We start from the raw sequence: 9,526 nt of genomic DNA, 5'->3' as shown, positions 1-9,526 counted from the left end.
ACGCCTTATTTCCATGGAAAACCGCGTGTCGGCAAAACGTCGGCAAAGCGTCGGCCTTGCGTATGGCACCTTGTCGGGCCTCCCCCATGGTTAACAGGCCGCGCGGAGGCTAGGCTGCGCGCAGACCGCCGCAAAGGACCCTGTCATGGCCGACCCATTCCGCCACCACCCCGAGCTGCGCGGCAAGATCGACGACCCGGCGGGGTCGTTCATGCGCAAGATGTCGATCCCGTTCCTAGAGGAGCTGGGGCGCACGCATAACCTGCCCGGCGGCTGGTGGTACTCCGATGCGGAGCGCGAGGCGCTGCGCGCCCAGACCCTGGCGGGCCGGATGGGGCGCGACCTCTGGGTCTTTGCCTATGGCTCGCTGATGTGGGACCCGGCGCTGCACTTCGCCGAGATCCGCCGGGCGCGCATCGAGGGCTACGCACGCAAGTTCATCCTGCTGGAGACCTATGGCGGGCGCGGCACCGAGGACCAACCAGGGCTGATGGCGGCGCTGGACGCGGGGGCGGGCTGCGAGGGGCTGGCCTTTCGCATCTCGGCGGAGGTGCTGGAGGCGGAGACCTACCTCTTGTGGCACCGCGAGATGATCTGCGCGGGTTATCACGCGGTGTTCATGCCCGCCGAGACGCCGCAGGGCGCGGTCGAGGCGCTGGCGTTTGTGGCCGACCACGACGCCCCGGACGTGCGCCCGGATATCAGCCGAGACGACCAGGTGCGGATGATCGCCACAGGGCAGGGCATCCTGGGCACTGCCGCGGACTACCTGCGCAAGCTGGTGGAGAAACTCGACCAGCTGGGGATCGAGGATGCCGAGACGCGGGGGCTGCTGGATGAGGTGGAGCATTGCATCGAGCTCACTAAGTAGCCCAGCGAGACTTCCGTAGCTTGCAGAGAAGGCCGACCATGTTGAGCCCGCGTTCATCGCCCTGCGCCTGTCAACCGAAGGTCGCGTATTTTGGCGCTACTGCTACGCGCGGTCTGAGGTCGGTGGCGAAAGATGCGGCGAAGAAATTTAGGGCTTGCGTGGTTAGGGTAGGGGCCCTATACGGCGCATCTTACCACGATCTCCACCGGAATCGGGGTCACGCCCCAGTGCGGCCCGCCGGTGACTGTTGAAAAAGGAAATGGCATGAACGCCAGCGAACTGCGGGAGAAGACTCCCGACCAGCTCCGTGACGAGTTGGCAAACCTGAAAAAAGAGAGCTTCAATCTGCGCTTTCAGCAGGCCTCGGGCCAGCTGGAGAACACCGCGCGGATGCGGGTGGTCAAGCGTGACACCGCGCGCGTGCTCACCATCCTGAACGAAAAGGCCGCGTCCGCGGCTGCCGAGGAGTAAGACCAGATGCCCAAGCGAATCCTCTCCGGCACCGTAACCTCGGACCAGAACGCCCAGACCGTCACCGTGCAGGTGGTGCGCCGCTACAAGCACCCATTGCTGCAGAAGACGATCAAGAAGTCCAAGAAGTATCGCGCCCATGACGCGAACGATTCATTCAAGGTAGGCGACACCGTACGCATTCAGGAATGCGCGCCCATCTCGAAGACCAAACGCTGGGAGGTGATTGCCGAATAGGCGGTCACCTTTCTCAGTTTAAGCGAAACCCCCGGGCCTATGTCCAAACCTTAGGCGGTCCGGGAAGTCGGGAGAAACCAAATGATCCAGATGCAGACTAATCTGGATGTCGCTGACAACTCTGGCGCGCGCCGGGTTCAGTGCATCAAGGTGCTCGGCGGGTCCAAGCGGAAATACGCCTCTGTGGGCGACATCATCGTGGTGTCGGTCAAGGAAGCCATCCCGCGCGGCCGCGTCAAGAAGGGCGACGTCCGCAAGGCCGTTGTCGTGCGCACCGCCAAGGAGGTCCGTCGCGAGGACGGCACCGCCATCCGCTTTGACCGCAACGCCGCGGTGATCCTCAACAACGCCAACGAGCCCGTCGGCACCCGTATCTTCGGGCCCGTCGTGCGCGAGCTGCGCGGCAAGAACTTCATGAAGATCATCTCGCTCGCTCCGGAGGTGCTGTAATCATGGCCGCGAAACTGAAGAAGGGCGACACCGTTGTCGTGCTGACCGGTAAGGACAAGGGCAAGACGGGCGAGATCTCGTCGGTGGACCCGCAGGCCGGCAAGGCCGTGGTCGACGGGCTGAACGTGGCCATCCGCCACACCCGCCAGACCCAGACCAGCCAGGGCGGGCGCCAGCCCAAGGCGATGCCCATCGACCTGTCGAACCTGGCCTATGTAGACGCCAACGGCAAAGCCACCCGCGTTGGCTTCCGCATGGAAGGCGACAAGAAGGTCCGCTTTGCCAAGACCACGGGGGACGTGATCGATGCTTGATGCCGCAACCTACACCCCGCGCATGAAGACCCTCTACGCGGACACCATCCGTGCCGCGATGAAAGAGGAATTCGGCTACAAGAACGACATGCAGATCCCGCGCGTTGAGAAGATCGTTCTCAACATCGGCTGCGGCGCCGAGGCGGTGAAGGACAGCAAGAAGGCCAAGTCGGCCCAGGCTGACCTGACCGCCATCGCCGGCCAGAAGGCCATGGTCAACATCGCCAAGAAGTCCATCGCGACCTTCCGCGTCCGCGAGGGCATGGCGCTAGGCACCAAGGTGACGCTGCGCGCCGACCGCATGTACGACTTCCTTGACCGCCTGGTCACCGTCGCGCTGCCGCGCGTGCGGGACTTCCGCGGCGTGAAGCCGTCCTTTGACGGCCGCGGCAACTTCGCCATGGGCCTGAAGGAACACATCGTCTTCCCCGAGATCGACTATGACAAGGTCGACGAGATCTGGGGCCTGGACATCGTAATTGCCACCACCGCGAACACCGACGCGGAAGCCAAGGCGCTGTTGAAGCATTTCAACATGCCCTTCAGAGCCTAAGCGCGGAGGAACAAAGACATGGCTAAAAAAGCAATGATCGAGCGCGAGAAGAAGCGCCAGAAGCTGGTGGACAAATACGCCGCCAAGCGCGCCGCGATGAAAGAGCAACTGCAGGACCGCGAGCTGCCCCTGGGCGACCGCGTGCGCCTGTCGATGAAGCTGGCGAAACTGCCGCGGAACTCGTCCGCCACTCGGCTGCACAACCGCTGCCAGCTGACGGGCCGCCCGCACGCCTATTATCGCAAGCTGAAAATCAGCCGGATCGCACTGCGCGAGCTGGGGTCGATCGGACAGATCCCCGGCCTCGTAAAGTCGAGCTGGTAAGGAGGGTATGAGATGAACGATCCTCTCGGAGATATGCTGACCCGGATCCGCAATGCGCAGATGCGAGGCAAGTCAACCACACTCACGCCGGCCTCCAAGCTGCGCAAGTGGGTGCTCGATGTTCTGGCCGACGAAGGCTACATCCGCGGTTACGAAGAGACCCAGGGTGTGGACGGCCATCCCGCCATCGAGATCAGCCTAAAATACTACGAGGGCACCCCTGTTATCCGCGAGCTTAAGCGGGTCAGCAAGCCGGGCCGCCGCGTGTATATGGGCGTCAAGGACATCCCCTCGGTCCGTCAGGGCCTGGGCGTGTCGATCGTGTCCACGCCCAAGGGCGTGATGTCGGACGCAAGCGCGCGCAGCCAGAATGTTGGCGGCGAAGTGCTCTGCACCGTATTCTAAGGAGGGCTGATATGTCTCGAATTGGAAAGCGACCGGTTGATCTGCCCTCTGGTGTTGAAGCCAAGGTCAGCGGCCAGACGGTCGAGGTGAAGGGGCCCAAGGGCACCCGCAGCTTCACCGCCACCGACGACGTGACCCTGACCGTCGACGACGGCAAGGTCAGCGTCACCCCGCGCGGCAGCTCCAAGCGTGCCAAGCAGCAATGGGGCATGAGCCGCACGCAGATCGCCAACCTGGTGACCGGCGTGTCCGCGGGCTTCAAGAAAGAGCTTGAGATCAACGGCGTGGGCTACCGGGCGCAGATGCAGGGCAACACCCTGAAGCTGAACCTGGGCTACAGCCACGAAGTGAACTTTGACGTGCCCCAAGGCGTGACCGTGACCTGCCCCAAGCAGACCGAGATCGTCGTGGAGGGCGCCGACCAGCAGCTCGTCGGCCAGGTCGCGGCCAACATCCGCGAATGGCGCAAGCCGGAGCCCTATAAGGGCAAGGGCATCAAGTACAAAGACGAGTACATCTTCCGTAAGGAAGGCAAGAAGAAGTAAGGACCAGACAGATGGCAAACAGCAAACGGACACTGTTCCTCAAGCGCCGCCTGCGCGTCCGGAACAAGCTTCGCAAGGTGAACGCGGGGCGTGCGCGCCTCAGCGTGCATCGCTCGAACAAGAACATCAGCGTCCAGCTGATCGACGACGTGAACGGGGTCACCTTGGCCTCCGCCTCGTCGCTCGAGAAGGACCTGGGCTGCGTTGGGCAGAACAACGTCGAGGCGGCCACCAAGGTCGGCGCGGCGATTGCCGAGCGCGCCAAGAAAGCCGGCGTGGAAGAGGCCTATTTCGACCGCGGCGGCTTCCTGTTCCACGGCAAGGTGAAGGCCCTGGCCGAAGCCGCGCGCGAGGGCGGGCTGAAGATCTAAACAAGAGGGTGGCGGCCCTGCGGGCCGCGACCTTCACCCTGAGGGCAATCACGCCCCGATGACCTGGGGCCGCAAGGCCACCGAGGTTGGACAATCCGGGCCCGCATCCGCGGCCCTGCAACAAAGGGAAGCCAATGGCTGAACGAGACAACCGCCGGGGCAACCGTCGCGACCGCGACGAGACCCCAGAATTCGCCGACCGCCTGGTCGCGATCAACCGCGTGTCCAAGACCACCAAGGGCGGCAAGAACTTTGGCTTCGCCGCGCTCGTCGTCGTTGGCGACCAGAAGGGCCGCGTGGGCTTCGGCAAGGGCAAGGCCAAGGAGGTCCCCGAGGCGATCCGCAAGGGCACCGAGGCCGCCAAGCGCGCCATGATCCGCGTGCCGCTGCGCGAGGGCCGCACCCTGCACCACGACATCGAGGGCCGCCACGGCGCCGGTAAGGTCGTGATGCGCACCGCCCCCGCCGGTACCGGCATCATTGCCGGTGGCCCGATGCGCGCCGTCTTCGAGATGCTGGGCGTCCAGGACGTCGTCGCCAAGTCGATCGGCAGCCAGAACCCCTACAACATGATCCGCGCCACCATCAACGGCCTGACCAAAGAGTCGAGCCCCCGCATGGTCGCGCAGCGCCGCGGCAAGAAGGTCGCCGACATCCTGCCCAAGCGGGACGAGGCCCCGGCGCCCGCGCCCGCCGCCGCCGAGACCGAGGAGGCCTAAACCATGGCAAAGACCATCGTCGTCAAGCAGATCGGTAGCCCGATCCGCCGCCCCGAGAAGCAGCGCGCGACGCTGATCGGCCTGGGGCTGAACAAAATGCACAAGACCCGCGAGCTTGAGGACACGCCCTCGGTTCGTGGCATGATCCGCAAGGTCCCGCACCTGGTCGAGATCGTGGAGGAGAAGGGCTAAACGCCCCTCCCCTTGGGAAAGAAAACGACGCCCCAGTGGAGACACTGGGGCGTTTTTCGTTGTTGGGGGATGGTTCCGAGGGTCATGTTTGGCCGGGAGCGGGCATTGGTCTTGAGCGTAACGCTAGCAACGCTTGCCGACACCAGACGCAACGGGCCTCACATAGAGCAACCGCCCAGCTTGCCTGGGCTGCGGCCGACCTCCCCCAGGAGGCCGCAATTGCAACCGCGTATCTAGCTGAAACCTTGCGATTTCCAGAGGTGTTTCGGTTGGTTGATCTGATGCGCAAGCGACCTCCAGGTCGGCCGCAGCCCAAGTTGCGCTTGGTTTAAGGGGGAGCCGATAACCAACCGACGCCATGCGCGCAGCGCATAGCGCCTTGACCAGATTGTAAGTGGATCGGTGCGCCAACCGGGCGTATGAGCCGATCAGACGCTGGATACACCCATAGGATGGACCGATGACCCGCCTGTTCCCGATTGCCTTCGCCCGCATCGCCGCTTTCCTGCGCGCCGAGCCCTGCCCGCATTGGGCGGACTACCTCAGCGGCAAGTCCGACAAGTAATCCTACGCCACGCGCGCGTCGCTATAGGCGCCGCGCAACCACGTAGAGCGCGTTCGGCGCGCCTTCAAAGCTGCGGGACTCCTCCAGCGCGAACCCCGCCCTTTCGATCATGAGGCTCAGCTCGGCGGCGTTGAAGAAGCCGACATAGGGCGCCTTTCCAAAGAACCGCATCACCGGCACCATCATCCGCACATGCAGCCCCATCTGCGCCAGGCAGGGGGTCTTGGTGATCAAGAGCCCGCCGGGCTTCAAAAGGTCATGCGCGCGGCTCAGCGCGGCGGGCACGTCCTCGAGCAGGTGCAGCAGGTTGAAACTGAGCACGGCGTCATAGCTGGCGCGCTCAAAGCGGGTCTCGACGGCCGGGGCGACGGTGAAGGTGACATTGGGCAGCCAGCTTTCGGCCAGTTTCTCGCGCGCGACATCAATCATGCCAGAGCTGAGATCCGTGCCGGTGTAATGCGCCACGCCTCCGGCCAGCCGCAGGGCGGTGGTGCCGGTGCCGCAGCCCATCTCGAGCACGTTGTCATCCGCGCCCAACCGCGCCTGGACCCGCGCCAGGGTGGCCTCATATGCGGTCATGTTCTTAATCGGGCTGGCGGCGTATTTGCGCGCTAGGCGGTCCCAGAATTTTGCTTCGGCTTGCATAATCATTACTCCTTTGGCGGCTGAGTACCCATGCGCGCAGGCGAATGAAATTGCGGAAATCCGCATTTCGGCTATACGTATTTGCATGAATTGGGCGGCGGTGAATTTCGATTGGAACCAGGTGCGGGGCTTTCTGGCCACCGTGGAAGAGGGTTCCTTGTCGGCGGGCGCGCGCGCTTTGGGGCTGACCCAGCCCACGCTGGGACGGCAGGTCGCGGCCTTAGAGGAAAGCCTGGGCGTGGTCCTGTTCGAGCGGGTCGGGCGGAACCTGTCGCTGACACCGTCGGGCCGGGAGCTTTTGGACCATGTGCGCGCGATGGGCGAGGCGGCGGGGCGGATCTCGCTGGCGGCCTCGGGGCAGAGCCAGGCCGTGGAGGGCAAGGTGACCATCTCGGCCAGCGACGTGCTGTCCGCCTATTTCCTGCCGCCGATCATCGCCAAGCTGCGCCGCGCCACGCCGCTGATCGAGATCGAGGTGCTGGCCACCAACCAGATCAGCGACCTGCAGCACCGCGAGGCCGATATCGCCATGCGCCATGTGCGCCCCGAAGAGCCCGAGCTGATCGCGAAGCTGGTGCAGGAGGCCACGGCGCATTTCTACGCCACCACGGAATACCTTGACCGGCGCGGGCGCCCGCAGTCGCCCGAAGAGCTGGACGGCCACGATTTCATCAGCTTCGGCGAGCCCGAGCGCATGATCGAATACATGCAGCCATTCGGGCTGAACCTAAAGCGCGAGAACTTTAAGCTGCATTGCGAGAACGGCATCGTGTCCTGGCAGATGGTGCGCCGCGGGCTGGGCATCGCCACGATGGAAGAGAGCGTGGCGATGGCGACCCCGGGGATCGAGCGCGTGATGACCTTCCTGGCGCCGATCAAATTCCCGGTCTGGCTGACAACGCATCGCGAGCTGCATACCAGCCGCCGCATCCGGGTGGTGTTCGACGCCCTGGCCGAGGCCTTCCAGGGTCACTCCACCGCGTCGAGCAACGTGCGCATATAAGGGATGATCTCGCGCTCTGACACCGCCGCCTTCCGGATCAGCCCATCGAAATGGCGCGTGAAGGTCTGCACCCGCTCGGTGTCGCGGAAGGCCACATAGTGCTGCCCCGCATAGAGCACGGCGATCATCGGCCCAAAAATGGTGATCGGTGACGAGAACAACATGCGCGCGTCGTAGAGGTGGATGCGCAGCCGCGGGTAAAGCTGGTCGTAGAGGGTGATCAGGTGCTCAAGCTGCGCCCGGCGCAGCTGCGCGTCGAGGCCCACATAATACCCCTGCGCCAAGGCGAAGGCGGCCAGCTCGTGCTGCGGGAAGGCGATCTCGAAGTCCGAATTGCCGCGCCGCATGAATTCCAGCCGGTCCTCGGAGGCGCCAATCGCCTGCTTGGTGGTGCGGCCCAGATGCGGGAGGTATTCCCATTCCAGCACCTCGCGGATCTTCATCATGTCGGGCAGGGCGGCGGGCACATGGCGGATCTTGTAGCCCTTGGCCTCTTGGTGCCAGGCAAAGACCTGTTCATCCACCAGCGCGCGCGGCGCGGCGGTCATAGACAGGTTGATCGCCATCAGGTCGGCGGCGCTTTCGGGCCTTTCGCTGAGCCCCAGCAGCCAATCGGCGGAGACGCCCAGCTGCGTGGCGCATTCGCCCACGACCTGCGCGTTGGGAAGCCGCGCCGTATCGCCGGACAGCAGCTGAGAAATCGTCGAGCGGTCCACGCCGATCGCGCGCGCCAGACCGCTTTGCGTTGCGTCGCGGTTCTGCATCGCCTCGCTCAGGCGAGCGCGGAACAGGTCCGCCCGCTCCCTTTTGTCAGTTTTTGTCACCATTGCTGCGTTATATCACAGATTGCCGTATTAGGTTAACTATTTACGGAATTCACCAAGCCTTAGCGCGCCGTTATTAAATTGTCACAATCATGTGAGTGGAGACATTATGACCGCTGGGACCACCCCTGGCAAAGCCCGAGCTATGCGCATCGAATGGCCAACCCTGGCCCTGATCGCCCTATGCTATGGCGCCTGGTGCATGGGCACGACCTGGCTTGCAGCGGCGGCGCTATGGCTGGCGATCCCGATCACCGGGCTGGCCGTGGCGCTTTTCTCTTCGCTGCAACACGAGGTCATCCACGGCCATCCGTTTCGCGCGCGCTGGCTGAACGAGGCCTTGGTGTTTCCGGCGCTGACCCTGGCGGTCCCCTTCGTGCGGTTCCGCGACTCGCATCTGGACCACCATGTGAACGCCGATTTGACGGACCCCTATGACGACCCGGAATCGAACTACCTCGATCCAGAGGTCTGGGCCGGGCTGCCGATTTGGGTGCAGCGGGTCCTATTGTTCAACAACACTCTAGCGGGGCGGATGCTGATCGGGGCGCTGATCTCGCAGATTGCGTTCATGTTGGGGGACCTGCGCCGCGCGGGGTTCGGCGACCGGCGTATCATCGGCGGCTGGCTGTGGCACATCCCGGCGCTGGTGCCGGTCTTCGCCTGGCTGATCTGGGTCGGGTCCATGCCGCTTTGGGGCTATATCCTGGCGGCCTATATCGGCCTGTCGCTGATCAAGGTGCGCACCTTCCTAGAGCACCAGGCGCATGAGCGCGCCAGCGGCCGCACCGCCATCGTCGAGGCGCGCGGGCTGTTCGGATTGTTGTTTCTCAACAACAACCTGCACGTGGTCCACCACGCCCATCCCGCCGTGCCCTGGTACCGCCTGCCCAAGCTCTACCGCGCCCGCAAGGAACGGTTCCACGCCCAGAATGGCGGCTATGTCTACGCCTCCTACACCGAGGTCTTCCGCCGCCACCTTTTCCGCCGCAAGGACCCGGTTCCGCACCCCCGCTTGCGCTAGGCGACTGCGCCTG

The 9,526-nt window shown here is 64.2% G+C and carries 16 protein-coding genes; 14 read left to right on the top strand and 2 right to left on the bottom strand.

Annotation, left to right across the window (positions count from 1 at the left end; all coding sequences use genetic code 11):
- Positions 1-145 precede the first annotated feature (145 nt).
- From AIOL_RS01895 to rpmD, 12 genes are all read left to right on the top strand, one after another.
- Complete coding sequence (locus tag AIOL_RS01895; protein WP_049641327.1) at positions 146-871, top strand: gamma-glutamylcyclotransferase; 726 nt, start codon at positions 146-148, stop codon at positions 869-871.
- 264 nt (positions 872-1,135) lie between these two features.
- Positions 1,136-1,342 carry a 50S ribosomal protein L29 gene (gene rpmC, locus AIOL_RS01890; RefSeq protein ID WP_049641326.1) on the top strand — a complete coding sequence of 69 codons (207 nt, stop codon included), beginning with the start codon at positions 1,136-1,138 and terminating at the stop codon, positions 1,340-1,342.
- A 6-nt stretch (positions 1,343-1,348) separates the two neighbouring features.
- The gene (rpsQ, locus tag AIOL_RS01885; RefSeq protein WP_049641325.1) at positions 1,349-1,579 is read left to right on the top strand and encodes a 30S ribosomal protein S17; all 231 of its coding nucleotides are present in this window, start codon (positions 1,349-1,351) and stop codon (positions 1,577-1,579) included.
- An 81-nt stretch (positions 1,580-1,660) separates the two neighbouring features.
- Positions 1,661-2,029 (top strand): 50S ribosomal protein L14, encoded by a 369-nt coding sequence (rplN, locus tag AIOL_RS01880; RefSeq protein WP_049641324.1) that lies wholly within the window; start codon positions 1,661-1,663, stop codon positions 2,027-2,029.
- 2 nt (positions 2,030-2,031) lie between these two features.
- On the top strand, positions 2,032-2,343 hold the full coding sequence (gene rplX / locus AIOL_RS01875; RefSeq protein ID WP_049641323.1) for a 50S ribosomal protein L24: 312 nt from the start codon (positions 2,032-2,034) through the stop codon (positions 2,341-2,343).
- A complete protein-coding gene (gene rplE / locus AIOL_RS01870) occupies positions 2,336-2,896 on the top strand; it encodes a 50S ribosomal protein L5 (protein ID WP_049641322.1) in 561 nt (186 codons plus the stop codon). The genes rplX and rplE overlap by 8 nt, the downstream gene beginning before the upstream one ends.
- 18 nt (positions 2,897-2,914) lie before the next feature.
- Complete coding sequence (gene rpsN / locus AIOL_RS01865) at positions 2,915-3,220, top strand: 30S ribosomal protein S14 (RefSeq protein ID WP_049641321.1); 306 nt, start codon at positions 2,915-2,917, stop codon at positions 3,218-3,220.
- A 12-nt stretch (positions 3,221-3,232) separates the two neighbouring features.
- Positions 3,233-3,625 (top strand): 30S ribosomal protein S8, encoded by a 393-nt coding sequence (gene rpsH, locus AIOL_RS01860; protein WP_049641320.1) that lies wholly within the window; start codon positions 3,233-3,235, stop codon positions 3,623-3,625.
- 11 nt (positions 3,626-3,636) lie between these two features.
- Positions 3,637-4,170 carry a 50S ribosomal protein L6 gene (gene rplF / locus AIOL_RS01855; RefSeq protein ID WP_049641319.1) on the top strand — a complete coding sequence of 178 codons (534 nt, stop codon included), beginning with the start codon at positions 3,637-3,639 and terminating at the stop codon, positions 4,168-4,170.
- A gap of 11 nt (positions 4,171-4,181) precedes the next feature.
- On the top strand, positions 4,182-4,541 hold the full coding sequence (gene rplR / locus AIOL_RS01850) for a 50S ribosomal protein L18 (RefSeq protein ID WP_049641318.1): 360 nt from the start codon (positions 4,182-4,184) through the stop codon (positions 4,539-4,541).
- A 134-nt stretch (positions 4,542-4,675) separates the two neighbouring features.
- Positions 4,676-5,260 carry a 30S ribosomal protein S5 gene (gene rpsE / locus AIOL_RS01845; RefSeq protein ID WP_049641317.1) on the top strand — a complete coding sequence of 195 codons (585 nt, stop codon included), beginning with the start codon at positions 4,676-4,678 and terminating at the stop codon, positions 5,258-5,260.
- A gap of 3 nt (positions 5,261-5,263) precedes the next feature.
- Positions 5,264-5,452 carry a 50S ribosomal protein L30 gene (gene rpmD / locus AIOL_RS01840; protein ID WP_049641316.1) on the top strand — a complete coding sequence of 63 codons (189 nt, stop codon included), beginning with the start codon at positions 5,264-5,266 and terminating at the stop codon, positions 5,450-5,452.
- Positions 5,453-6,038: 586 nt separating this feature from the next.
- Here the strand turns inward: rpmD and AIOL_RS01835 are convergent.
- The gene (locus tag AIOL_RS01835; protein ID WP_200898716.1) at positions 6,039-6,662 is read right to left on the bottom strand and encodes a class I SAM-dependent methyltransferase; all 624 of its coding nucleotides are present in this window, start codon (positions 6,660-6,662) and stop codon (positions 6,039-6,041) included.
- Positions 6,663-6,747: 85 nt separating this feature from the next.
- Here AIOL_RS01835 and AIOL_RS01830 point away from each other — a divergent pair, with 85 nt between their 5' ends.
- Positions 6,748-7,665: a LysR family transcriptional regulator gene (locus AIOL_RS01830; RefSeq protein WP_049641314.1), complete on the top strand. Its 918-nt coding sequence runs from the start codon at positions 6,748-6,750 to the stop codon at positions 7,663-7,665.
- Here AIOL_RS01830 and AIOL_RS01825 read toward each other — a convergent pair.
- On the bottom strand, positions 7,632-8,492 hold the full coding sequence (locus AIOL_RS01825) for a helix-turn-helix domain-containing protein (RefSeq protein ID WP_049641313.1): 861 nt from the start codon (positions 8,490-8,492) through the stop codon (positions 7,632-7,634). The two genes, AIOL_RS01830 and AIOL_RS01825, sit on opposite strands and share 34 nt — an antisense overlap.
- A gap of 142 nt (positions 8,493-8,634) precedes the next feature.
- Between AIOL_RS01825 and AIOL_RS01820 the strand changes: the two genes are divergently transcribed.
- Positions 8,635-9,513: a fatty acid desaturase gene (locus tag AIOL_RS01820; protein ID WP_049641312.1), complete on the top strand. Its 879-nt coding sequence runs from the start codon at positions 8,635-8,637 to the stop codon at positions 9,511-9,513.
- Positions 9,514-9,526: the final 13 nt, after the last annotated feature.

The organism is Candidatus Rhodobacter oscarellae, assembly GCF_001078595.1.
GTDB classification, from domain to species: Bacteria; Pseudomonadota; Alphaproteobacteria; order Rhodobacterales; family Rhodobacteraceae; genus Rhodobacter_B; species Rhodobacter_B oscarellae.
This window is presented reverse-complemented; position numbering and strand designations above follow the sequence as displayed.